This window comes from Marinilactibacillus sp. XAAS-LB27 (assembly GCF_036039175.1).
Taxonomy (GTDB): Bacteria; Bacillota; Bacilli; order Lactobacillales; family Carnobacteriaceae_A; genus Marinilactibacillus.
This window is the reverse complement of the sequence record NZ_JAYXKP010000001.1, coordinates 559,552-583,382: the sequence shown is the minus strand read 5'-3', so window position 1 is coordinate 583,382 and position 23,831 is coordinate 559,552. Positions and strand designations below refer to the sequence as shown.

Here is a 23,831-nt window from a genome sequence, read left to right as displayed (position 1 = left end):
GTATATACTTTTATAGAGTCGCTGTTCCTTCGGGGAACAGTGCTCTTTTTGTTTTAAGACCTTAATCCTAATAGATAAACTGATACAATGAACTATAAAATACATAATTGCTTGTAGAATTTTAAATTTAGTAATATGACCCTTATTATTTGACAATGATGGGGTTGTCCTTTAGTCTAATAGGAGACAAAATTATAAGCAACTGAAGGGATGAGTGTTGATCAATGTCCTCCTTTACCAAAGAGGAAATTTTAAAGCAAGCTAAAGAGAAAGAGGTACGTTTTTTACGTCTGATGTTTACAGACATAGATGGCATTATTAAAAATGTAGAAGTACCTGTCAGTCAGTTAGAGAAAGTAATGGATAATGAAATCGCCTTTGATGGTTCATCAATAGATGGATTTGTAGATATAGATCAAAGCGACATGAAACTTCATCCAGACCTTGATACGTGGTTAGTCTTTCCGTGGGCGTTAGAAACGGTAAAAGGAACCATCGCTAGATTTATATGTGATGTCTATAATCCGGATGGAACACCCTTTGCTGGTGATCCAAGAAGCAATCTTCGCCGAGTATTGAAAGAAATGAACGAGGCTGGATTTACAAAGTTCAACTTAGGACCAGAGCCTGAATTCTTCTTGTTCAAATTGGACGAAAACGGGAAACCAAGTAAAACTTTAAATGACAATGGTGGATATTTTGATTTAGCACCAACTGACTTAGCAGAAAATTGTCGTAGAGACATTGTTTTAGAATTAGAGGCGCTTGGCTTTGAAATTGAAGCTAGTCATCATGAGGTCGCTCCTGGTCAACACGAAATCGACTGGAAATACGCAGATGCGATAGAAGCATGCGATAATATTCAAACATTCAAATTGATTGTTAAAACGGTAGCGCGTAAACATGGCTTACACGCTACGTTTATGCCTAAACCAACAGCAAATATTAGTGGTTCAGGAATGCATTTTAATATGTCTTTATTTACCGAAGAAGGTAATGCGTTCTTTGATGAAGCTAACGTCGATCAATTAAGTAATACTGCCTATCAATTTATCGCTGGTATACTGGATCACGCTAAGTCGTATACAGCTATCTGTAATCCAATCGTTAATTCATATAAACGATTAACGCCCGGATTCGAAGCACCTGTATATGTAGCTTGGTCTGGTACGAATCGTACACCGTTAGTACGAGTGCCTGCTTCTAGAGGCATGTCTACACGAGTAGAATTGAGAAGTGTCGATCCTAGTGCGAATCCTTATCTTGCTCTGGCTGTATTGCTTAAGGCTGGATTAAAAGGAATCAGCGAAGCGAAAACGGCTCCGGAACCAGTTAATAGAGATATTTTCAACATGGATCAAATTGAGAGAAATGAAAATAACATTGAATCTCTGCCTAGAACGCTATACGAAGCTGTTCAGAATCTTAAAGAAGACCAAACGATCAAAGATGCTTTAGGTCAACATATCTTTGAACGCTTTGTTTCAGCTAAGGAGCAAGATTGGTCTAACTACTCACTTGCAGTATCTGAGTGGGAAACAGAACGGTACTTTGAATTATACTAAGTTTAGAATCAATATGATTAATTAAATATAAAGAGCGATATATTGACTTGAGTGGTTTATAGATTAAATCATTCAAAGTTCTGATATATCGCTTTTTTTATGTATAATCAAAAAAGTGGTATAGTTTGATTTGGTTAATTATCGAAATTTGATAAGGCTTTCATCCTTGAAATAAAAAGTAAATGACTCTTTACCTTTTACTTGTTCAGTAGCGGTTGTTTCTCTAACCGTTCAATGCTATTCTTCGTAAGTAATATTTGATAGCCAAAAGAGATAAACGAACCATCTAATTATTAGGAGGAAATAAATTGACAACTATTACTAGAGAATACATAAAAGATCAGGTTAAAGAAAAAAACGTTCGTTTTTTAAGACTGATGTTTACAGATATTTTGGGAATCATTAAAAATGTAGAAGTACCAATTAGTCAACTGGATAAGGTAATGGATGGTCAAATGATGTTTGATGGTTCATCTATTGAAGGGTTTGTTAGAATTCAAGAATCTGATATGTACTTAAGTCCAGATTTGAATACATGGCTAGTCTTTTCTTGGGAAACAGATTCTTCTAAAAAAGGAAAAGTTGCTAGATTGATTTGCGATATTAAAAATCCTGATGGAACATCTTTCAGTGGAGATCCTCGTACAAACTTAAAACGTATTTTAAAAGAAGCAGAAGATATGGGCTTTACGGAATTTAACTTAGGGCCTGAGCCTGAATTTTTCTTATTTAAATTAAATGAGAATGATGAAGTAACAGAAAACCTAAATGACAATGGTGGATATTTCGACCTTGCACCTAATGATCTAGCAGAGAACTGCCGTAGAGATATTGTATTAGAATTAGAAGATCTAGGGTTTGAAATTGAAGCTAGTCATCACGAAGTTGCTCCAGGTCAACACGAAATTGACTGGAAGTACGCAAATGCGGTAGAAGCATGTGACAATATCCAGACTTTCAAATTGATTGTTAAAACAGTCGCTAGAAAATATGGTTTACACGCTACCTTTATGGCTAAACCCATTTTTGGAATCAATGGATCTGGTATGCACTGTAACATGTCATTATTCAACGAAAACGGAAATGCCTTCTTTGATGAGAATGGTCCAATGCAATTAAGCGATACAGCGTACAAATTTATGGCCGGCCTAATGGAACATGCTTCAGCATTCACTGCCATTACAAATCCAACAGTGAACTCATACAAGCGTTTAGTTCCAGGATACGAAGCACCTGTATACATTGCATGGTCTGGAAGAAACAGAACACCAATGATTCGTGTTCCAGAATCAAGAGGATTGTCTACTCGTTTAGAGGTGCGTTCAGTGGATCCTACGACTAACCCTTACCTTGCGTTAGCTGTAATGCTGAAAGCTGGCTTAGATGGTATTAAACGCGATTTGAAAGCTGTAGATCCAACAACTGATAATATCTATGAAATGGATACTACAGAACTGGATGATAAAGGAATTGAATCTTTACCAGGCAGTTTACAGGAAGCTGTTCAAAACCTTAAAAAAGATCCAGTAATTATCGAAGCACTCGGTGAGCACATATTCAATAATTTTGTAGCGACTAAAACAGTAGAGTGGGATCAATATAAAGCCACAGTAAGCCAATGGGAAAAAGAACAATATTTGAACCTATATTAATTTAAGAGTTCTGATGGGAGAGGGGATGCTGAAAAGCATCCTCTTTTTGTTGATGAATAAAAACTGAAATGTAAAAAGTTTGTGAATAAGTCAAATTTCCTAATTAGGGAATGTACTCAACGATTTAGGAAATAGTTTATATTTTGGCGGTATTATAATAGATGAGAACTGACTATAAGTTAGAAAGAAGGCTATATAAGTGAAAATGAATATCATGAAACTGTTCAGTATAAGTCTAATAGCTTCAATTCTAAGTATAATAATTGGCTATTTTTTGTGGAGTATTTTAATACCGATTCAAGATTACAGCTTATCCACAGATGAGCAGTTGAGAGAGGCGCAAAAAGAAGCCGCGATAAATGCTCCTTTAGGAAGGTTTCTTCTATACTTAGGATTTATTGGATTAGCTTTTACGATTTTAGGATACATTTTCATGTCCATACAGATTTATAAAAGCAGGCATAGGTAGTATAACTTAAGTGGGGGTCAGTGACAGATAGGGCTACAATCTATTTTAAATCGTAGTATCGTTATATATGTAGATTTTTAATCTTATAAAAAAAGTCTACTACTTTTTAAAAGTAATAGACTTTTTTTATGTAATTGTTTATGCATAAACAATTATTTAGTAAATCAATACGTTCTGAGAGGGATTCGAACCCCCGACCGTTCGCTTAGAAGGCGAATGCTCTATCCAGCTGAGCTATCAGAACAATAACAGCAACAGATATTATTATATAAGGTAATTGAATAAAAGTCAACAGATATTCAAGAATTTTATTTTATTATACAAGCCTTCTTGTTTGTTGGACTGAAAATACTTTGATACTATTGGATTAACAACAGTATTATTAGGAGGAAACAACATGAAAATAATCTCAACATTTCAATTAGAAGAAGATGTTTCTAAGAAAATCAATGATCTTGAAATTGAAAATCAACTGATTAAAAAACATTTGACTGTATATACAAAAGAAGAACAAGTTCAGTCACTAAGTGAAGAATTAGAAGTTAAGGTAGAGGGCATCGATGAAAATGAAGTGTCAGTTGCTAACGCATCGGATGCTTATGAGCTGAATGATTCAGATGCTACATTATTTGCAGATACAATCCAGCGTGGCGGATATGTGATTCTCCAAGATGATTCAAATAAGAAAACAAAAAGTCATAACGACAAAAAAGAGCCCGCTAGAGAAGATGAAGACGAAAAAGGCGATTTCGAAAAAGCAATCGATGATCATCTTTCAGCACCTGGTTTCGGAGTCGACTTCAAAGAGCCAGGAACGGATGCTGAAACACATGAAGACAACTTTAATCCTGACAATCACAGTCAAGATTTAAAACCAGAAAACTAAACTTAGCTCATTTCAATATCAACATTAGACAATAGCCTGAAAAGTACTGAGTATAGTATTAGAAAAGAAGGATCCAACTGCGGGTTCTTCTTTTTTCTATTTTCATAAAAAGAGGTGAATGACTAGTATGAAAATTAACAAAGGAGACTGGCTAAAAATTCCCAATCTATTATCTTATTTTAGAATGTTACTTATTCCATTATTTAGCTATGTTTATTTAACAGCTATTACGATTGAAGATTATATAATAGCAGCAGGAATTTTATTTATATCGGGATTAACGGATGCTCTAGATGGATATATTGCACGCAATTTCAATCAAGGAACACAACTTGGAAAACTTATAGATCCAGTTGCGGATAAACTCACTCAGTTGGCTGTAGCAATTGTTTTGTTTATCAAATGGCCAATTGTATTGTATTTACTTTTATTATTCATCATTAAGGAATTCAGTATATTCTTAATTAGTTATCTACTATTCAAAAAGAGAAAGATCATAGACGGAGCAAAGTGGTTCGGGAAAATTGGTACAATTGTTTTCTATAGTTGTATGTTCATACTCGTTATCATGCCAGAAATCTCAGAGAGAAACATCATCGTATTAATCTTATTAACCAGTATTTTTCAAATCATTGCATTTATAGGGTATATGAATCTTTTTTTCAATATGTATAAAGAAGCGTAATAAAAATATTCAAGGGTATACTTTTGTAGGTTTTCTAATGAATGATATAATGTAGGCGACTAAAAGAGGGGGTTATTTTATGTTAAAGATTGGTATAGTGACAGGAAGCATCAGAGAAAATCGAGTAAATTTAGATGTTGCAAAGTGGGTAAAACAATTAGCAGTAGAGCAAGATGAAGCGGAATTCGAAATTGTAGATATAAAAGACTATGACTTACCTGTATTTGCAGAACCAACTTCTCCGGCTTTTACAGATGAATTAGTTGAACGTGAAAAGCAACTTCCATGGTCCAGAAAAATGGAAGAGAAAGATGGCTATATTTTCATCACTCCAGAATATAATCATGGAATCCCGAGTGCTTTGAAAAATGCACTGGACTTTCTATATGAAGAGTTAAATGATAAAGCAGCTGGAATTGTAAGTTACGGATCTTCTGGTGGTGTTCGTTCTGCAGAACAACTAAGAACAGTTCTATCAGAATTTCAAGTAGCGCATGTTCGAACGAATCCAGCTTTATCCATTTTTTATGATTTCGATTATCCAAGACTTGATCCAACCGAAGCACAAACAAAAACAGTGAAAACGATGATTGAACAATTATTACCTTGGACCGAGGCGATGAGAGGCGTTCGAGATAAGAAACAAGCATAATTTAAAAAGTATAAGGTAAGTTTGAAATAAACGTTGTGAAGTAATACGAATTCATATATTATTAAGAATAAACAAGTAGGTGATGATATGACAAGAAATGAAGACTCGTTAAAAGCATTAACAACTATATTAAGAGCAGCCTCAAGTGTTGAAAGAGTTGTGAAAGAAGACATGGTATCTTATGGTTTGAATGCAACTGAATTTACAGTTATGGAGTATCTTTACAATCGAGGTAAACAGCCGATTCAAATGATCGGTAAGAAAATTTTGTTGGCTTCAAGTAGTATCACTTATGTTATTGATAGACTTGAGGAAAAAGGTCTAGTACAACGAGTTGCCGATGTGAAAGATAGAAGGGTTACTTTTGCTGAATTAACTGATGAAGGTCAACAGAAAATGATGGAAATTTTTCCACAGCATGCTGAGACAATTGAAAAGCTATTCAAAGAACTATCTGATAGTGATCTGAACAAGTTGAGAGCACTACTTAAAGAGGTAGGATACAAAGCAACCAAGTTAATCAAATAAGCAGTGAGAGGACTATTTAATGTCTATACATTCATTTAAACATATATACAACGAACCATTGATGGGAAATAAAACCATCTTCTTACTTTTGCATGGCACCGGTGGAGACGAGAACGACTTAGTTCAACTTGCAAAACTCATAGATCCTCAAGCAGGTATTTTAAGCCTTAGAGGAAACATTGATGAAAATGGAATGAACCGATTCTTTGAAAGAAAAGCAATGGGTATTTTAGATGAAGACAGCTTAAAAGAAGAAACGGTTAAAATGTATGATTTTTTAAGCGCTGCTTCAAAAGAATATGCTTTTAATAAAAAACAATTAGTCGTCCTAGGTTATTCTAATGGCGCAAATATCGCTGGAAGTTTGCTATTTCACTATGATGATGCTTTTTATCAAGGGATGTTATTACATCCAATGGTGCCATTAAGATCTGTTCAATTACCAGATTTGTCAAATCAAAGAATTTTTATTGGTGCTGGTGAAAATGATCCGATTTGTCCGCCAGAAGAAACAAAAGAGCTTGAGCAATTATTAAAACAAGCGAATGCAAGTGTACAAATGTATTGGGGAAGAGACGGACATAGTCTTTCTAATGCAGAACTTGAAGCAGCTTCAATGTGGTATGAAAACCTGTAAAGTATCTTAAAACAGCAGATTCATGCCTTAGAATGACATTGATCGATTAAATGACTAATTTATGTTATAATAGATTAGAGACATTTAATATAGATCTGAAATTCTAAGACTAAGGAGATTTTTATGGCTAATGAAAAAATTACCGATGAAGTTCAAGTTTTAGTTGAAACCGAACTTCGAAAAGGTGCCAGCAACTCCCGAATTGCTAATTTACTGGATTTGCCTTATAAAGAAGCTGTCGAGATTATTGAATCGATAAAAGAAGATCTGAGACCGGATATTGGTGACGAAATCGTCTTTTTCTTTAGAGATGAACCAATGGAAGGTGTCATAGAAAAGTTGCTTATGAATAGCGCAATCGTTAAAATCAACTGGGATCAGTCAGCGGAAAGAATGCATGATTTGATGGAAGAAAAAACAGTTGTAAACTTCAAAGATATTGAAGGATTTAAAAAGCAAGTAAGCGACGAAACAGAAGAATTAGATTAATTAGTGTAATCAAATAACTTGGAGACCTACTCATATAGAGCCGGTCTTCAAGTTATTTTTTTTGTTAAATTAAAATATTCTTATTTTGATTTTTAGCGAAGCTTGGTATTGCGGGATTCGTGTAAGAGAAACTTAAGAAATAAATTTTTTCTTGACACTAATTCAAATGTATATTATATTTTGATAGTCAAATAATTTGATAATCAAAGTATATTGACTGAGTGAAGAAATGGAGGAGTTGGTGTGGACCCATTAGTTAATGAAATCAATAAATATCTTGTTACGATATTCAATGATGTATTGATGATTGAAGAGAAAACACTACAATCCAGTAGGTTTAAAGATGTTTCTATCAAAGAGATGCACACGATTGAAGCGATAGGCATGTACGAGCAACTTACGACCAGTGAAGTAGCAAAAAAATTGGGCGTAACAGCTGGGACATTAACGGTTTCGGTCAATAATTTAGTGCGTAAAAATTACGTCGAAAGAGTACGTACTGACCATGATAGAAGAGTTGTAAAACTATCTCTTAGCCCTACAGGACGTTTACTGTATAGACTTCATGATAAATTCCACAGAGATATGGTAAGGGAAACCATTGCAGAGATGGACAAAGACCAATCAGAAATTCTAATGCTAGGCTTGAAAAATCTACATGATTTCTTAGAGCGTACAAAGGAGCAGTTACCGAAGTGAGTAATCAAGCGAAAGTTAAAATTTGTTCAGTTGGAAAATATATTCCTGAAAAGATTCTTACAAATGAGGATCTGACAGAGTGGTTGGATACTTCTGACGAATGGATTAGTTCACGTACAGGTATAAAGCAAAGACATATTAGCACGACTGAGAATACCTCTGATCTAGGCACAAAAGCTGCTGAGAATGCATTAGCTAATAGCGGTGTAGACGTAAGTGAAATTGGATTGATTATTGTCGCAACAATGTCACCTGATTCACAGTCACCGTCAGTAGCGTGCAAGGTACAAGCTAATATTCAAGCAATAAATGCAATAGCATTTGACTTGAACGCTGCTTGTTCTGGATTTGTGTATGCCAGTTCGGTTGCTGAAAAAATGTTATCTGTTAGTTCCTATCGTTACGCGCTAGTTATTGGTGCAGAAGTGATGTCTAAAGTAGTGAATTGGTCAGATCGTTCTACCGCCGTGCTTTTCGGAGATGGAGCAGGGGCTATGTTACTTGAAAGAAATGATCATACCCAAAGCTTTATCAATGAAGATATTCATGCTGACGGATCTAGAGGAAGTGCGCTTACTTCTGGAGAAAGTTCGGTTCAGAATCCGCTGACTCCTGAAAAAGAAACGGATGCTCACCTGAAAATGAGCGGACGAGACATTTTCGATTTTGTTGTCAGATCTGTTCCAAAGAGTATTAACGATGTAGTAGAAAAAAGTCAACTTCAACTTGAAGATGTCGATTACTTTTTATTACATCAGGCAAATGCTCGATTGATCAAAGCAGTGTCTAAGAAACTTAAACAGCCATTAGACAAGTTTCCTCAAAATATCCAGCACTATGGAAATACATCGGCGGCTAGTATACCGATATTATTGGAAGAATTAATAGAAAATGGAGACATCCAGCTCGGAAATAATCAAACTATCGTGCTGACCGGCTTTGGTGGCGGGTTAGCATGGGGATCACTGTTAATCAAACTATAAAAAAATTTGGAGGAACAAATAATGTCAACTTTCGAAACTATTCAAGAAATCATCGTGGATCAATTAGATAAAGAAAAAGAAGAAGTACAATTAAACACAAACTTCCGTGAGGAATTAGAAGCAGACAGCTTAGACTTATTCCAAATCATCAACGATATTGAAGATGAATTTGATATCAAAATTGAAACTGAAGAAGGTTTAAATACTGTTCAAGATATCGTTAAATATGTAGATGAGCAACTAGCTTAATTAATATTTAGAAGGGAGCTCCTATATGAATCAGGCACTAATGGAAAAAATTGGAATCAACTATCCTATTATCCAAGGAGCAATGTCATGGGTAGGCACACCTAGCTTAGCGGCTGGGGTCTCAAATGCTGGTGGATTAGGTATGATAGGGGCTGGTCATGAACCGGGAGAATTCGTACGTAAATTGATCCGTGAAACTAAAGAAATGACAGATAAACCTTTTGGAGTAAACGTTCTTCTTCTATCACCTTACGTTGATGAAGTGGTTGAAGTCGTTTGCGAAGAAAAAGTTAAAGTCATTTCTACAGGTGCGGGTAGCCCGGGGAAATACATGAAAAAGTTCAAAGAAGCTGGTATCGTGGTCATTCCAGTTGTTGCTTCGGTTGCTCTTGCAAAACGAATGCAAAATGACGGCGCGGATGCAATTATCTGCGAAGGAATGGAAGCCGGTGGACATATCGGTAAATCTACAACTATGACACTTGTTCCTCAAGTGGTTGATGCAGTTACGATTCCTGTAATCGCTGCAGGCGGTATTGCGGACGGAAGAGGCGTTGCAGCTGCCATCATGTTAGGAGCTTCAGCTGTCCAGTTAGGTACTAGATTCGTTGTAGCTACTGAAAGTATCGCCCATGAGAACTTCAAAAAAAGAGTCATAAAAGCTAGAGATATTGACACTGTAGTAACAGGTCTCATTACCGGCCACCCAGTTCGTGTTTTAAGAAATAAACTGACACGAGAATATCTACAAGTCGAAAAAGAAATCACAAGTGACGAAAACCCAGATTTTTCTAGGTTAGAAGAATTAGGAAGAGGCGCACTTAGACGTGCAGTTGTTGATGGGGACAAGGATACAGGTTCTTTCATGGCAGGACAGAGTGCTGGACTAGTCAAAAAAGAACAATCATGTAAAGAAATTGTAGAAGAACTCATGCAAGAATACAAAGAGCTAACATCTAATCCTGTAGTATTTGCATAACAAAAAAGACCATCTATACTTTGAAAAAAATCAAAGTATAGCGGTCTTTTGATTATAAAGGGAATGTAGAACATATAAGTAGACTTCATTGCTTTATGACATTCCCTGGAAATAATCAATAAAAGAACGATAAAGCTTCGTAGTAGAAAGGATATCTATAATATGTCTACAGCATTTTTATTTAGCGGGCAAGGCGCTCAATACGACGGTATGGGTAAAGAATTATATGATCAATATGGAAGTGTAAAGCAAACCTTCGATAAAGCAAGTGAAGCACTATCTATAGATATAGCTGAATTAGCTTTTAATCAGAATGAGAAATTACATTGGACACCATTGACGCAGCCAGCCATTTTAACGTTAAGTCATGCGATTGAACAATTGATGCAAGAAGCCGGAATCAAACCCGATATGGTAGCAGGATTGAGTTTAGGTGAATATACTGCACTGGTTTCCTCAGAGGTTTTTACATTTGAAGATGCAGTAAAGCTTGTTCATAAAAGAGGACAATTTATGGACGAAGCCGTCCCAGAAGGTGTAGGCGCAATGGCCGCAGTTATGGGATTAGAATCTGAAGTCGTTGAAAAAATATGTGACGAGATCAGTGAGACGCATTATGTACAAGTAGCAAATTATAATATGCCAGGTCAAATTGTTGTCGCTGGAATAAAAGCCGGTGTCACTCAAGCTATTAAAGAGCTTGAAGATGCTGGTGCTAAAAAAGTGATTCCGCTAAATGTAAGTGGTCCATTCCACACCAAATTACTTGAGCCGGCAGCGAAAAATTTGGAAATTGAGCTAAAAAATATTAGAACAAAAGAATTTCTCTATCCTGTATACAGCAATACGAATGCGAGAACTTATGAGACTATAGACGAAGTCATACCGACACTTGTTCAACAAGTAATGTCTCCCGTAAGATTTGAACAGATGATTCGTCAGATGATCAAAGACGGAGCGGATAATTTTGTAGAATTGGGCCCGGGCAAAACACTGAAAACATTTGTCAAGAAAATAGATCGTAGTGTTTCAGTTATGAATGTAGAGAATGACAAGCAATTGCATAAAGCAATTGAAGCGCTTGCGCATACCAACTAACAATTAGAGGTGAAAAAGTGGTAGATAAGATTAAAACAGTTATCGTTACAGGAAGTTCACGAGGCATTGGAAAAGCTATTGCTTATGCTTTTGCTAAAGAAGGCCATAATATTGTATTGAACGGCCGTAAAGAAATTTCAGAAGAGCAAATTTCTGAATTAAGTGCATTCGGCGGAGAAGTCTTTGCTTGTGCTGGAGATATCAGTGATCCAGAATTTGCAACAAAGCTTATCAAAGATACGAAGAAGAAATTTGGTAGTGTAGATGTTTTAGTAAATAATGCTGGAATCACGAGAGACAACTTACTTTTAAGAATGACTGAAGAAGAGTTTGATCAAACGATTGATATCAACTTAAAAGGGACATTTTATACAACTAAAGCTGCTTCAAGATTTATGCTTAAGCAAAAAAGCGGAAGTATTATCAACCTAGCAAGTGTTGTAGGGCAAACTGGAAATGCTGGACAAGCTAACTATGCTGCAAGTAAAGCAGGTATTATCGGTTTCACTAAATCTGTAGCTAGAGAATTAGCGCCAAGAGGGATTACAGTAAATGCAATCGCTCCAGGATTTGTCGAATCTGACATGACCGATGTATTAGCAGACACAGTCAAAGACACGATTATGACTCAAATCCCATTACAGAGATTAGGTCAACCAGAAGAAGTGGCAGAAGCTGCTTTATTCTTAAGTAAACAAAACTATATTACTGGACAAGTCATCAATGTTGATGGCGGAATGGTAATGAACGGATAATTAGGAGGATATTAAAATGCGTAGAGTCGTTATAACAGGTTTAGGTGCAGTAACACCTTTAGGAAACAACGTAAATGAATTTTGGGATGGTTTGAAGACAGGTAAAAACGGAATCGGCCCTTTAACAAAATTTGACGGAACACCAATTAATGTCCATGTCGCTGGAGAAGTTAAAGATTTCAAAGCGAAAGATAGAATGGATGGCAAACTGGCTAAAAGAATGGATGTATTTTCTCAGTATGGTGTAGTAGCAGCACTTGAAGCGATGGAAGATTCTAAATTAGACGTTGATTCTATTGATGCAAGTCGTCTTGGCGTAATGGTAGGCTCTGGTATCGGTGGATTAAATGCGATGCAAAACCAAATCATTAAAATGCATGAAAAAGGATTGGACCGTGTAGCACCTTTCTTCGTACCGATGGCAATTGGTAACATGGTAGCAGGAAATATTTCAATTGCTACTGGTGCAAAAGGACCAAACTTATCCATCGTTACAGCTTGTGCTTCTGGTAATAACTCTATTGGTGAAGCCTTTAGAAATATCAAACATGGCTATGCAGATTATATGCTTGCGGGTGGTGCTGAAGCGAGTATTAACGAAATTGGAATGTCAGGATTTGCTGCTTTAACAGCTTTATCAAATGCTGAAGATCCAGATAGAGCGTCAATGCCATTTGACAAAGATCGTCAAGGATTTGTTATGGGTGAAGGTGCTGCGGTACTCTTGCTTGAAAGTCTAGAGAGCGCTCAAGAGCGTGGTGCGAAAATCTATGCTGAAATTGTAGGTTATGGCGCAACTGGAGATAGTTATCACATGACTGCTCCGACACCAACTGGTGAAGGTGCTGCTAATGCGATGATTCATGCAATGAAAGAAGCGAATATTGAACCTGCTCAAGTAGGATATATTAACGCTCACGGGACATCAACTCCTGCAAATGATTCTTCTGAAACAGTAGCACTTAAGAGAGCGCTTGGAGAAGAAGTAGCATACAATGTACCGATTTCAAGTACTAAAGGTAGTACAGGTCACCTTTTAGGTGGAGCGGGTGCCATTGAAGCGGTAGCATGTATCAAAGCACTGCAAGAAGGTATACTACCTCCAACAATCGGACTTGAAACTGCAGATGAAGATTGTGATCTAGATTATATTCCCAAAGAAGCAAGACATAAAGAAATCATGTATGCTTTAAATAACTCATTAGGCTTCGGAGGGCATAATGCAGTTACTTGTTTCAAAAAATGGGAGGATGCTTAACACATGGACTTTGGACAAATCAAAGAACTTATCGAAAAAATAGATGCTTCAAGTTTGAAGATCTTTGAATTATCGAATGAAGCCGTATCTATCAAGATGAGTAAAAACGATACAGCAGCTGTTTCTAATGAAGCGCCGCGACCGTCAGAAGTTGTTGCGCCTAAACCAGTGAGCAATGCTTCAAACGTGACTGACATCAGTTCGACAGTTAAAGAAGAAGTTACACCAGTAAGTGAAGATTTAGAAGGCGTTCATGAAGTGACCGCACCTATCGTGGGAACTTCTTATCTCGCTTCTTCTCCAGACAAACCTGCTTTTGTTAAGGCTGGAGATGTTATCGAAAAAGGTCAGCCTCTAGTCATTATTGAAGCAATGAAAGTCATGAACGAAATTAAAAGTGATGTTAGTGGAACAGTCCACAAAGTCTTAGTTGAAGATGGCCAGCCAATCGAATTTGGTCAACCACTCGTTCAAATCAAAGACGTAAAATAACACACGTATGTAAAAGACAATCTAAACTAACTATTTGAGGAGCACTTAAAAATGACTACTATGAACATTAAAGAAATCCAAGAACTAATTCCAAACCGTTACCCAATTTATTTTATTGATAAAGTAACTGAAATGATTCCTGGAGAACACGTTACAGCAATCAAGAACGTAACCATCAACGAAGAATTTTTCCAAGGACATTTCCCTGGCGAACCTGTAATGCCAGGTGTATTAATTGTTGAGAGTCTGGCTCAAGCTGGCTCGATTCCATTACTTAAATTGGATCAATTCCAAGGACAAACAGCTTATCTTGGTGGACTAAATAAAGTTAAATTTAGAAAAAAAGTTGTTCCAGGTGATATCTTAGAATTAAAAGTAGACATCGTTAAACTTAAACAATATGCTGGTATCGGAAAAGGTGTCGCATATGTTGATGGGAAAAAAGTCTGTGAAGTTGAAATGACGTTCATTATTGGCCGTTAAAAAAACTTTGTTTTAAAACACCTTACAATCTATTCTATATAGATTTACAATTTTGATTTTAAGGAAGGTCATATAATGTTTCAAAAGATATTGATTGCCAATCGAGGAGAAATAGCCGTTCGAATTATCAGAGCCTGTCAAGAAATGGGGATTCAAACTGTTGCTGTTTACTCAGAAGCAGATGAAGATGCACTTCACATGCAACTGGCTGATGAAGCAGTTTGTATAGGACCAGCTAAAGCAAGCGATTCTTATTTGAATATGCAAAACATTTTAAGTGCTGCTGTGATTACTGGAGCACAAGCCATTCACCCGGGATTTGGATTTCTTTCTGAAAATAGTACCTTCGCAGCCATGTGTGAAGAAGTCAATATTGTTTTTATTGGCCCTGATAAAGAAACCATTGACCAGATGGGGAACAAGGCAAATGCTCGAGAAATGATGCGTAAAGCAAATGTGCCGATCGTACCTGGTAGTGACGGATTCTTAGTCACTGACGAAGAAGTTCTTGAAACAGCAGAGCAGATCGGGTATCCTGTTATCGTTAAAGCCGTAGCCGGTGGTGGTGGTAAGGGTATGCGTGTTGTCGAATCTGAAGCACAATTGATTCAAGCTTTCAATCATGCTAAATCTGAAGCGAAAGCTGCTTTCGGTGATGACCGTATGTATATGGAAAAAATTATTTCTCCTGCTAAGCACATTGAAATTCAATTGCTTGGTGACCATCACGGTCATGTGATTCACATTGGAGAAAGAGATTGTTCAATGCAACGTAACCACCAGAAAATTCTTGAAGAAGCGCCTTCTCATGTACTTACAGAAGAACAAAGAGAAGAAATTGGCGCCGCTGCAGTAAGAGCTGCTGAATATGTAGGATACAAAAATGCAGGAACTGTAGAGTTTCTAATGGATGATAGTGGGGCTTTTTATTTCATGGAAATGAACACTAGAATTCAAGTAGAGCACCCGATTACTGAAATGATTTCAAATTTCGATATCGTACAAGAACAGATAAAAATAGCAAATAATGAACCTTTGTCAATAGATCAGGATACACTTAAGTTAAGTGGTCATGCATTGGAGTGCCGTATCAACGCTGAAAATCCTGCTTTTAACTTCGCACCGTCACCAGGTGTTATAAGCTACTTAAACCTGCCTTCTGGAGGTAATGGATTAAGAGTTGACACAGCATTATTTGCTGGTGGAGAGATCCCACCATATTATGACGCTATGATCGCTAAAGTCATCACGCACGGTAAAACGAGAGAAATTGCCATTGCCAAGATGAAAAGAGCTCTAAAAGAAATGATCGTTGAAGGGATACAGACCAATTTACAATTCCAGCTTGATCTGCTTGATGACGAAACATTTTTAAGTGGTAAGTATGATACAGAGTATCTTGAAAAAAGTTTTATTCCTAAATGGCAGAATGAGTTAGAGGAGGGATAAGTATGCGCCTTTTTAAAAAGCGTCCTTACATTTCTATACAAAAAGCAACACAGGACTCTGAAAGAGCGCCATTTGTTCCTGATGGTATGTTCGTTAAATGTCCCAACTGTAAACAATCCATCTATTCAAAAGATCTAGGAAATGAAAGAATTTGTCCTAACTGTCAGTATGCTTTTAGAATCAGTGCACAGGAGAGAGTAAACCTGACAATTGATGAAGGAACTTTTGTGGAGTGGGAAGAAGATATCGTTTCGACAGACCCATTGAATTTCCCAGGTTATGAAGAAAAGCTGAATAAAGCTCAAATCAATTCTGGATTAAGAGAAGCGATTTTGACTGGTGAGGCTAAAATCAGTGATCATAAAATAGCAATCGGTATTATGGATTCTAATTTTATTATGGGAAGCATGGGTCAAGCTGTTGGTGAGAAAGTCACACGCTTGTTTGAAAAAGCAACCAAAGAACAGTTGCCTGTCGTTTTATTTACAGCATCGGGTGGAGCTAGAATGCAAGAAGGTATTTTATCCCTAATGCAAATGGCTAAAACGAGTGCTGCAGTTAAGAATCATTCAGATAAAGGCCTGCTGTATTTAACTGTCCTTACAGATCCTACAACTGGTGGCGTAACGGCTAGTTTTGCAATGCAAGGCGACATCATCCTGGCTGAACCAGGTGCTTTGATTGGCTTTGCTGGAAGAAGAGTCATTGAGCAGACCATCAAAGAATCTGTGCCTGATGACTTTCAGTCGGCTGAAAAAGTGCTGGAAAATGGTTTTGTTGATCATATCGTACCTCGTAAAGAATTAAGAGACATGATCGGTAAACTATTAAACATGCATGCTCCTTTAACTCGCTAAGCATATTCTTTATAAACAATCGATTCGAGTGCAAGAGAGTATATATTTAAGAAAAAGAGGTGGTCATATGGCAGAGGCAATAGATATCGTATCAATTGCTAGACAAACAGACCGCATCACGACGACTGAATTGATCGAAGCGATATTTGACGACTTTGTAGAACTTCATGGGGATCGTTCCTATAAAGATGATGCTGCAATCGTTGGTGGAATCGGGATGTTGAATGGACAAGCCGTAACTATTATCGGTAATCAAAAAGGTCATGATCTTGAAGAAAACATGAAAAGAAACTTCGGTTCTCCACATCCTGAGGGGTATAGAAAATCTCTTAGATTGATGAAACAAGCTGAGAAGTTTAATAGACCGATAGTGACATTTGTCAATACTTCAGGAGCTTACTGTGGTGTAGAAGCTGAAGAAAGAGGTCAAGGCGAAGCGCTAGCTAGAAATCTTCTTGAAATGAGTAATCTTTCAGTACCTATATTATCTATTATCATCGGTGAAGGTGGTAGTGGTGGTGCACTCGCTTTAGCAGCGGGAGATCAAGTTTGGATGATGGAATTTTCAATCTATTCTATATTATCTCCAGAAGGTTTTGCTTCAATACTCTGGAAAGATTCAAAACGTTCAGGTGAGGCAGCTGAAATTATGAAGTTAACTTCATATGATTTACTGGATTTAGGCGTAATTGATCGAATTGTTTATGAAAATGACGATCAAGGTAAGATAGAAAGTAGCCAGGTTTTAGCGTCTATGAAGGAAGAAATCATCAAAGAACTTGATACATTAGCTCAGTTGCCAACAGATAAATTGATTCAAAAAAGGTATGAGCGTTTCCGAAAATTTTAATAAACATTTGTTTAAACCGATGAGTAGTCAGCACTCATTGGTTTATTTTTTTGAATTTTATTTTGAGAAAGTAGCTCATTCTCATTATAATAAAGAAACAGAAAGAAGGGATAGCCTATTGGTGAAAAAATAGAGTTTCCAAAAAACTATGAGCGGTATCTTTTTAAAGCAGAAAATCATCTTAAACTTAATGAGTTACCAAAAGCGTTAGAAGCCATCGAACAGGCATATGAACTAAGAAGAGAGATCGAGGGGAATATACTGTACGTAACAATTCTGATACAAGCAGAAAAGTACGATGAAGCATATGACATGACAGTTGATTTCGAAGAACAGTATACACAAGATCCCGAATATGGATCACTATTTATGTATCTTTTAATCAAAACGAACCAATTAAAAAAAGCTGAAAGTTTTCTTAACCAGTTAAATCAAGTAGATTCTATACCGGAATCAGAGAAAAGCAGTTTAAGAGAACAATTAGATGAAGCACTCCTTTTTGAAGAAGAAAAAGTTAACGTTAGAAAACTAGAAGTACTGAGAAAGCTATACGCCTTTTCAGAATATACTATAGAAGAACAGCTCAACTTAATTGAAGAGTCTGTAATCATCAAAAATAACGAGTTATCTGGCATTGTAAATAGTTTGTTCGGAAATCCGTTTATAGATGAACACATCAAAGCATTGTTTCTACAGCGACTGATTCAGAGCGAGTATGAAGCGAGTATTTCATTAAAAATAGTAAACCAAGAGGTTACAGTGAATCCAAATACCTTAGAGGAATTTGACAAAAATCCGCTTATTAAAACGCTCAACCAAGAACTTGAGAAGATTCTTGAAAAAGATCCCAGCTTAATGATGATGATCAAACCAGAACTTAATCGACATCTTCTAAGATTATACCCACTGATTGATACAATTGTTGAAGATGTCAAAGGGTGGATTGATATTTATGTGGATCGTTATGATTTCGAAGAATCTGTTAAATCTATTGAATCAAATAGAACAGATGAAAAGACAAGAATGAAAAAATGGATTGATGCAATCACTTTTGAAAACACTTGATTTGTGCGGTTTGTATTTACTTTTAGTCTAAACTATTGTATGATAACGTAGTATGCGTAATATGCTAAGTGGATAATATGTCAAAAAAATTTGAGCTCGATTTCATATCGTTCTTGAAGAGTATAGGTTAAATTTTCTTGAATTTGACAAATATCTCACTTAATTACAGATAATAAAAAAGAATTTCGGAGGGTAAAATAGTTATGGCAACTAATTTTGAAAAAACAGGTGCTACATCTGGACGTTTAACATTTTCAATTGATCAAGAAACAGTAAAAAATGGATTGGATCAAACATTCAAGAAAGTTCAGAAAACTCTTAATGTTCCAGGATTCCGTAAAGGTCGCGTTCCACGTAAAATGTTCAACCAAATGTACGGAGAAGCTGCATTGTATGAAGATACATTAAACGACTTATTACCTGATGCTTACTCTAAAGCAGTTGAAGAAGCTGGAATCGATCCAGTAGCTCAACCAAACATTGATATCGAATCAGTTGAAAAAGGTCAAGACTGGAAATTAGTAGCAGAAGTTACTTTGAAACCAGAAGTAGAGCTTGGACAATATAAAGAATTAGAAGTAACGAAACAAGACCGTGAAGTTACTGACGAAGCAGTTGAAAAAAATCTTGAAACACGCCGCGAAAACTTAGCGGAATTAACAGTTAAAGATGCTGCTGCTAAAAATGGCGACACTGTTGTAATCGACTTTGAAGGATTCAAGGGAGATACTGCTTTTGATGGTGGAAAAGGAGAGAACCATTCACTAGAATTAGGTTCAAACTCGTTTATTCCAGGATTCGAAGAACAACTTGTAGGCGTTAAAGCAGGAGAAGAAAAAGAAGTAACCGTTACTTTCCCTGAAGAATATCAAGCAGAAGACCTAGCTGGTGAAGAAGCTGTATTCAAAGTTAAAGTTCACGAAGTTAAGTCTAAAGAACTTCCAGAACTAGATGATGAATTTGCTAAAGATGCTGACGAAGAAGTTGAAACTTTAGATGAACTTAAAGCTAAAATTCGCAAAAACTTAGAAGAAGGTCGCACAAATTCTGCTAACGACGCTCGTGATGACGAAGCTATCCGTAAAGCAGTTGAAAATGCTAAAATTGAAGAGATTCCTCACGAAATGGCTCACGACGAAGTACACCGTCAAATGGACATGTTCTTGAACAATCTACAACAACAAGGCATTTCTCCTGAAATGTACTATGAAATGACAAATTCAACTGAGTCTGATCTTCACAAGCAATTTGAAGGCGAAGCAGAATTTAACGTTCGTACAAACCTTGTCTTAGAAGCAATCGTTGAAGCTGAGAAATTAGAAGCTGACGAAGCTGATATCGAAAAAGAAATCAAAGACTTAGCTGGTCAGTACAATATGCCTGAAGATCAAGTACGTAGCGTGCTTTCTCCAGACTTATTAACTAGAGATATTTCACTTAAAAAAGCAATCGATTTGATTACTTCTTCTGCGAAAGAAACTTTAGAGCCAACTGAAGATTCAGCTGAATAATTAATAAAATTAGATTAGTTGATCTTACGATAAGTTTCTCTGTAAATGGGCCAACTGATTGTAATCATATGAAAAGGGAATGCTATTGCAGCATTCCCATTTTTCATAATAAAAGTAGACTCTATATAGAGTCACAGTATTGGCAAGCACACATGTTCTATGTTACTATATGAAAAGTGAGAAGATTTTGAAGAATTGAGGTGAACCTGCCATGTTTGATAATGATGAAGAACAATCTGGAAATATCTCTTGTTCATTTTGTGGTAAATCACAAGACCAAGTTAAGAAGATTGTTGCAGGTCCAGGAGTATACATTTGTAACGAATGTATAGATCTTTGTAAAGAGATTATGGATGAAGAATTTAATAAACAAGTTTACACTGAAGATACTGAGGTTCCTAAACCTCAAGAAATTAAAGCAATTCTAAACGATTATATTATTGGCCAAGATTCAGCTAAAAAAGCTTTGTCTGTAGCTGTATATAATCACTATAAACGCGTCAACAACTTAGCAAATCAAGAAGATGATGTTGAATTGCAAAAAAGTAATATCTGCTTGATTGGTCCTACGGGATCTGGTAAAACCTATCTTGCTCAAACACTAGCTCGTATCTTGAATGTACCATTTGCTATTGCAGATGCTACGAACTTAACAGAAGCGGGTTATGTTGGTGAAGATGTAGAGAATATCTTACTAAAACTACTTCAATCTGCTGACTATGATGTTGAACGTGCACAGTACGGTATTATCTATGTTGATGAGATTGATAAAATTGCCAGAAAATCTGAGAATGTATCAATCACTCGAGATGTAAGTGGTGAAGGTGTTCAACAAGCCTTGCTGAAAATTTTAGAAGGAACAACTGCAAGCGTTCCTCCTCAAGGTGGACGTAAACATCCTCATCAAGAACTGATTCAAATCGATACGACAAATATCCTATTTATCGTTGGAGGCGCTTTTGACGGGATTGAAACAATGGTCAAAAATCGTCTTGGGGACAAAGTGATTGGATTTGGTGCTTCAAATACTCGCAAAGGATTCGATGAAAATGCTAGTATGATGCAACAAATCATTCCAGAGGACTTGTTGAAATATGGTTTAATACCAGAGTTTATCGGCCGTCTTCCAATCACAGCTGTACTTGAGAAGTTAACTGAAGAAGATCTAGTCGAAATTCTGACCAAGCCTAAGAGTGCATTAGTTAAGCAATACATGAAGTTGATGCAACTTGATAATGTGGAATTAGAGTTTGATGACAAAGCATTGATAGAGATTGGTAAGAAAGCGATAGAACGAGATACTGGTGCTAGGGGTCTACGCTCGATCATTGAAAGTATCATGATGGAAATTATGTTTGAAGTACCGAGTCGAGATGATATTCAAAAAGTGATTATTACACCAGAAGTAGTGGTTGGAACGGGCAGTCCCGTTTATTACAATCACGATGGAGAACTGGTCACTGTTTAAAAAAGTTTAAAAAAGATGTCTCTTATTAGGGGGCATCTTTTTTTACATTAACAGTTCGATCTTTGTCACACGTTTGTAACATAAGAGAGGTGTGTGACATACTCTTTAAATAAGTTCTTTAAAATATTTTTGATTATGATATACTTATACAGGATTATATCAATCGAAATAAATTATATTTAGGAGAAAAATAGATGAATACAGATAAAATTCATTATGCAGAAATCGTGATCAGTGCAGTTTCTCCGCTTCAGTATCCAAGTGATGGACTTCCAGAAGTTGCACTAGCTGGACGTTCTAATGTAGGTAAATCTTCTTTTATCAATACAATGGTAAATCGAAAAAAATTAGCGAGAACTTCTGGTAAGCCAGGCAAAACAAGAACCTTAAATTGGTTCAATATTGAAAATTCTCTTTTCTTTGTAGATGTTCCGGGATATGGCTATGCGAAAGTCTCGAATGCGGAACAGAAAAAATGGGGAGACATGATGAATGTCTATTTCTCAAGCAGAGAAGAGCTGACTTTAAGCATTCTGCTTGTTGACTTAAGACATCATCCAACAGAACTTGATATTCAAATGTACGATTTTTTGAAGTACTATGATTTACCTGTATTAGTTGTAGCGACCAAAGCAGATAAAATCAAGAAATCAAGACGAAATAAACACATCAACCAAGTTGTTCAGACACTTCAATTAGCTACTGAAGATAAAGTCATTATGTTTTCTTCTGAGACACGGGAAGGAAGAGAAGAAGTCTGGAATGAAATACTTGCTAGTACAAGGAATGATCATAATTGAAACTATTAATGTATGGTGTAAATCAAGATACCGTATCTATTGATGATATCGATCGATATAAACTTAGTGAGCAAGAAAAAATGACGCATCTAGAAGATATTAGTGCATTTCCAGGAGTACAGGAAGTGTGTATTATATCTTCAGAAGTACGTAGCGAGTACTATTTGAATGTTGACGAAAAGAGTTTCAAGCATGGTGATCTACTAAGGTATCTTTCTAAGCACACGGATAAACCTTTAAAAGAAATCATTTTAGAAACTTATAGTAAATTCAATAAGGATGTTATCAACCATTTACTATCAACTTTAAGTGGAATGGAGACCAAAGCTAAAGGTTCTCTCGCAACACTAAAATATGCTGAAGCTGCTATGAAATCAGCTGATGAGAAAAGTGTTCTAGGAAATGTTCTTAGAAAACTATTCCAAAAAGCCATTGATTTTTCTAAAAAAATGCGTATCTCTGAAGCCATGCGTCCGCTCTATCTGACGGATCCTTCTAAAGCGATTGAGATACTCGAAGATAGAATGGAATCACTTTCAGAACAGAAATTTGTATTGTTTGGTACAGATTATGATACGGTTCATTTAGCTAAGTTATTACTAGAGTTGAATGCAGAATCGATTACAGTAATCCATCAAGATGCAGAAATCAGTCAAAAAATGATTTCCACACTAAAAGATTGGGCTTATTTAACAAATATAGAAGAAAAACAAACCCGTCTACATGCTGCAGATTTAACTTCTGTCGGTTTCAGATTTTGTAATGCGGATGGTATTATTGTTGCTTCTTCATTTGATAGTAAACTTTTATCAGAAGATCTTATGACGCGTATTGAAAATATACGACAAACTGAGAAAAAACAGGTCGTTGTAGATTTTTCAGAGGAAAGACAGAAAGCATTTGAATCATTAGGTACTCTAGTGCATTACGAAGCACCAAGTATGTATCATAATAATGATTTTACAGATGAACAAATCTCGAATGCAGAGATCTTTTTCGAAGAAAATATGACGCAAGTAACTGAACGTTTCATGGAAGAATATCAACAAATGACTGAATTGTCTTTAAATCAGGACCCGAATCGAGCTTATTTCAATTTAGCAGTCGGTTCACAAGGATCCTTTGACTCAATATCCAAACCATCAAAAGCTTAACCGTTAGTATAAAGCTGAATGGTACTTGTGATGGATTGAATTGAATACAAAGAGAAGCGGGCCTGTCCCGCTTTTATTATGCCCTCATTTAAGATGATTAGTATTATAAGGTGTAATA

25 protein-coding genes and 1 tRNA gene are annotated in these 23,831 nt (G+C 36.3%); 25 read left to right on the top strand and 1 reads right to left on the bottom strand.

The features are described 5' to 3' along the window. Positions 1-224: 224 nt before the first annotated feature. Both glnA (VXN63_RS02835) and glnA (VXN63_RS02830) read left to right on the top strand, forming a co-directional pair. Positions 225-1,565 carry a type I glutamate--ammonia ligase gene (gene glnA, locus VXN63_RS02835; protein WP_327756442.1) on the top strand — a complete coding sequence of 447 codons (1,341 nt, stop codon included), beginning with the start codon at positions 225-227 and terminating at the stop codon, positions 1,563-1,565. A 308-nt stretch (positions 1,566-1,873) separates the two neighbouring features. Then, a complete protein-coding gene (glnA, locus tag VXN63_RS02830) occupies positions 1,874-3,217 on the top strand; it encodes a type I glutamate--ammonia ligase (RefSeq protein ID WP_327756441.1) in 1,344 nt (447 codons plus the stop codon). 639 nt (positions 3,218-3,856) lie between these two features. Here the strand turns inward: glnA (VXN63_RS02830) and VXN63_RS02825 are convergent. Then, positions 3,857-3,930, bottom strand: a tRNA-Arg gene (locus VXN63_RS02825). 153 nt (positions 3,931-4,083) lie between these two features. On the opposite strand from VXN63_RS02825, the gene VXN63_RS02820 reads away from it, so the two are divergent. From VXN63_RS02820 to VXN63_RS02710, 23 genes are all read left to right on the top strand, one after another. Continuing rightward, a complete protein-coding gene (locus tag VXN63_RS02820) occupies positions 4,084-4,572 on the top strand; it encodes a hypothetical protein (RefSeq protein ID WP_327756440.1) in 489 nt (162 codons plus the stop codon). Positions 4,573-4,699: 127 nt separating this feature from the next. Beyond that, positions 4,700-5,257 (top strand): CDP-alcohol phosphatidyltransferase family protein, encoded by a 558-nt coding sequence (locus VXN63_RS02815; RefSeq protein WP_327756439.1) that lies wholly within the window; start codon positions 4,700-4,702, stop codon positions 5,255-5,257. Between the two features lie 79 nt (positions 5,258-5,336). Further along, positions 5,337-5,909: an NADPH-dependent FMN reductase gene (locus tag VXN63_RS02810; RefSeq protein ID WP_327756438.1), complete on the top strand. Its 573-nt coding sequence runs from the start codon at positions 5,337-5,339 to the stop codon at positions 5,907-5,909. An 87-nt stretch (positions 5,910-5,996) separates the two neighbouring features. After that, positions 5,997-6,437, top strand: a complete 441-nt coding sequence (locus VXN63_RS02805; RefSeq protein ID WP_327756437.1) for a MarR family winged helix-turn-helix transcriptional regulator — start codon at positions 5,997-5,999, stop codon at positions 6,435-6,437. Positions 6,438-6,456: 19 nt separating this feature from the next. Continuing rightward, the gene (locus VXN63_RS02800; protein ID WP_327756436.1) at positions 6,457-7,074 is read left to right on the top strand and encodes an alpha/beta hydrolase; all 618 of its coding nucleotides are present in this window, start codon (positions 6,457-6,459) and stop codon (positions 7,072-7,074) included. Between the two features lie 123 nt (positions 7,075-7,197). After that, positions 7,198-7,563: a DUF2187 domain-containing protein gene (locus tag VXN63_RS02795; RefSeq protein ID WP_327756435.1), complete on the top strand. Its 366-nt coding sequence runs from the start codon at positions 7,198-7,200 to the stop codon at positions 7,561-7,563. Positions 7,564-7,806: 243 nt separating this feature from the next. Continuing rightward, a complete protein-coding gene (fabT, locus tag VXN63_RS02790) occupies positions 7,807-8,262 on the top strand; it encodes a fatty acid biosynthesis transcriptional regulator FabT (protein WP_327756434.1) in 456 nt (151 codons plus the stop codon). Beyond that, positions 8,259-9,245 carry a beta-ketoacyl-ACP synthase III gene (locus tag VXN63_RS02785; RefSeq protein ID WP_327756433.1) on the top strand — a complete coding sequence of 329 codons (987 nt, stop codon included), beginning with the start codon at positions 8,259-8,261 and terminating at the stop codon, positions 9,243-9,245. The genes fabT and VXN63_RS02785 overlap by 4 nt, the downstream gene beginning before the upstream one ends. 21 nt (positions 9,246-9,266) lie before the next feature. Next, complete coding sequence (locus VXN63_RS02780) at positions 9,267-9,494, top strand: acyl carrier protein (protein WP_225744172.1); 228 nt, start codon at positions 9,267-9,269, stop codon at positions 9,492-9,494. Between the two features lie 25 nt (positions 9,495-9,519). Next, the gene (fabK, locus tag VXN63_RS02775) at positions 9,520-10,473 is read left to right on the top strand and encodes an enoyl-[acyl-carrier-protein] reductase FabK (protein ID WP_327756432.1); all 954 of its coding nucleotides are present in this window, start codon (positions 9,520-9,522) and stop codon (positions 10,471-10,473) included. 162 nt (positions 10,474-10,635) lie between these two features. Continuing rightward, positions 10,636-11,571 (top strand): ACP S-malonyltransferase, encoded by a 936-nt coding sequence (gene fabD / locus VXN63_RS02770; protein ID WP_327756431.1) that lies wholly within the window; start codon positions 10,636-10,638, stop codon positions 11,569-11,571. Between the two features lie 17 nt (positions 11,572-11,588). Then, positions 11,589-12,326, top strand: coding sequence for a 3-oxoacyl-[acyl-carrier-protein] reductase (fabG, locus tag VXN63_RS02765; RefSeq protein WP_327756430.1), 738 nt, complete (start codon positions 11,589-11,591; stop codon positions 12,324-12,326). A gap of 16 nt (positions 12,327-12,342) precedes the next feature. Further along, complete coding sequence (gene fabF, locus VXN63_RS02760) at positions 12,343-13,584, top strand: beta-ketoacyl-ACP synthase II (RefSeq protein ID WP_327756429.1); 1,242 nt, start codon at positions 12,343-12,345, stop codon at positions 13,582-13,584. Between the two features lie 3 nt (positions 13,585-13,587). Then, a complete protein-coding gene (gene accB, locus VXN63_RS02755; RefSeq protein WP_327756428.1) occupies positions 13,588-14,076 on the top strand; it encodes an acetyl-CoA carboxylase biotin carboxyl carrier protein in 489 nt (162 codons plus the stop codon). A 51-nt stretch (positions 14,077-14,127) separates the two neighbouring features. Next, positions 14,128-14,559 (top strand): 3-hydroxyacyl-ACP dehydratase FabZ, encoded by a 432-nt coding sequence (gene fabZ, locus VXN63_RS02750; RefSeq protein ID WP_327756427.1) that lies wholly within the window; start codon positions 14,128-14,130, stop codon positions 14,557-14,559. Positions 14,560-14,634: 75 nt separating this feature from the next. After that, a complete protein-coding gene (locus VXN63_RS02745) occupies positions 14,635-16,008 on the top strand; it encodes an acetyl-CoA carboxylase biotin carboxylase subunit (RefSeq protein WP_327756426.1) in 1,374 nt (457 codons plus the stop codon). 2 nt (positions 16,009-16,010) lie between these two features. Continuing rightward, on the top strand, positions 16,011-16,865 hold the full coding sequence (gene accD / locus VXN63_RS02740; protein WP_327756425.1) for an acetyl-CoA carboxylase, carboxyltransferase subunit beta: 855 nt from the start codon (positions 16,011-16,013) through the stop codon (positions 16,863-16,865). A 67-nt stretch (positions 16,866-16,932) separates the two neighbouring features. Next, the gene (locus tag VXN63_RS02735) at positions 16,933-17,715 is read left to right on the top strand and encodes an acetyl-CoA carboxylase carboxyl transferase subunit alpha (RefSeq protein WP_327756424.1); all 783 of its coding nucleotides are present in this window, start codon (positions 16,933-16,935) and stop codon (positions 17,713-17,715) included. A gap of 312 nt (positions 17,716-18,027) precedes the next feature. Then, positions 18,028-18,780, top strand: coding sequence for a hypothetical protein (locus VXN63_RS02730; protein WP_327756423.1), 753 nt, complete (start codon positions 18,028-18,030; stop codon positions 18,778-18,780). 203 nt (positions 18,781-18,983) lie between these two features. After that, the gene (gene tig, locus VXN63_RS02725; protein ID WP_327756422.1) at positions 18,984-20,291 is read left to right on the top strand and encodes a trigger factor; all 1,308 of its coding nucleotides are present in this window, start codon (positions 18,984-18,986) and stop codon (positions 20,289-20,291) included. A 211-nt stretch (positions 20,292-20,502) separates the two neighbouring features. Then, positions 20,503-21,759, top strand: a complete 1,257-nt coding sequence (clpX, locus tag VXN63_RS02720; RefSeq protein WP_327756421.1) for an ATP-dependent Clp protease ATP-binding subunit ClpX — start codon at positions 20,503-20,505, stop codon at positions 21,757-21,759. A gap of 194 nt (positions 21,760-21,953) precedes the next feature. Continuing rightward, on the top strand, positions 21,954-22,559 hold the full coding sequence (yihA, locus tag VXN63_RS02715) for a ribosome biogenesis GTP-binding protein YihA/YsxC (RefSeq protein ID WP_327756420.1): 606 nt from the start codon (positions 21,954-21,956) through the stop codon (positions 22,557-22,559). Then, positions 22,556-23,713 carry a hypothetical protein gene (locus tag VXN63_RS02710; RefSeq protein ID WP_327756419.1) on the top strand — a complete coding sequence of 386 codons (1,158 nt, stop codon included), beginning with the start codon at positions 22,556-22,558 and terminating at the stop codon, positions 23,711-23,713. Before yihA ends, VXN63_RS02710 begins: the two co-directional genes overlap by 4 nt. Positions 23,714-23,831 lie beyond the last annotated feature (118 nt).

Coding starts and splice junctions, on each gene's coding strand:
- fabZ (WP_327756427.1), top strand. CDS start 14,128: ATGACTACTATGAACATTAAAGAAATCCAAGAACTAATTCCAAACCGT.
- accD (WP_327756425.1), top strand. CDS start 16,011: ATGCGCCTTTTTAAAAAGCGTCCTTACATTTCTATACAAAAAGCAACA.
- VXN63_RS02780 (WP_225744172.1), top strand. CDS start 9,267: ATGTCAACTTTCGAAACTATTCAAGAAATCATCGTGGATCAATTAGAT.
- VXN63_RS02730 (WP_327756423.1), top strand. CDS start 18,028: ATGACAGTTGATTTCGAAGAACAGTATACACAAGATCCCGAATATGGA.
- VXN63_RS02800 (WP_327756436.1), top strand. CDS start 6,457: ATGTCTATACATTCATTTAAACATATATACAACGAACCATTGATGGGA.
- yihA (WP_327756420.1), top strand. CDS start 21,954: ATGAATACAGATAAAATTCATTATGCAGAAATCGTGATCAGTGCAGTT.
- tig (WP_327756422.1), top strand. CDS start 18,984: ATGGCAACTAATTTTGAAAAAACAGGTGCTACATCTGGACGTTTAACA.
- VXN63_RS02820 (WP_327756440.1), top strand. CDS start 4,084: ATGAAAATAATCTCAACATTTCAATTAGAAGAAGATGTTTCTAAGAAA.
- glnA (WP_327756442.1), top strand. CDS start 225: ATGTCCTCCTTTACCAAAGAGGAAATTTTAAAGCAAGCTAAAGAGAAA.
- clpX (WP_327756421.1), top strand. CDS start 20,503: ATGTTTGATAATGATGAAGAACAATCTGGAAATATCTCTTGTTCATTT.
- VXN63_RS02745 (WP_327756426.1), top strand. CDS start 14,635: ATGTTTCAAAAGATATTGATTGCCAATCGAGGAGAAATAGCCGTTCGA.
- VXN63_RS02795 (WP_327756435.1), top strand. CDS start 7,198: ATGGCTAATGAAAAAATTACCGATGAAGTTCAAGTTTTAGTTGAAACC.
- fabD (WP_327756431.1), top strand. CDS start 10,636: ATGTCTACAGCATTTTTATTTAGCGGGCAAGGCGCTCAATACGACGGT.
- VXN63_RS02735 (WP_327756424.1), top strand. CDS start 16,933: ATGGCAGAGGCAATAGATATCGTATCAATTGCTAGACAAACAGACCGC.
- VXN63_RS02810 (WP_327756438.1), top strand. CDS start 5,337: ATGTTAAAGATTGGTATAGTGACAGGAAGCATCAGAGAAAATCGAGTA.
- VXN63_RS02815 (WP_327756439.1), top strand. CDS start 4,700: ATGAAAATTAACAAAGGAGACTGGCTAAAAATTCCCAATCTATTATCT.
- VXN63_RS02805 (WP_327756437.1), top strand. CDS start 5,997: ATGACAAGAAATGAAGACTCGTTAAAAGCATTAACAACTATATTAAGA.
- fabF (WP_327756429.1), top strand. CDS start 12,343: ATGCGTAGAGTCGTTATAACAGGTTTAGGTGCAGTAACACCTTTAGGA.
- accB (WP_327756428.1), top strand. CDS start 13,588: ATGGACTTTGGACAAATCAAAGAACTTATCGAAAAAATAGATGCTTCA.
- fabK (WP_327756432.1), top strand. CDS start 9,520: ATGAATCAGGCACTAATGGAAAAAATTGGAATCAACTATCCTATTATC.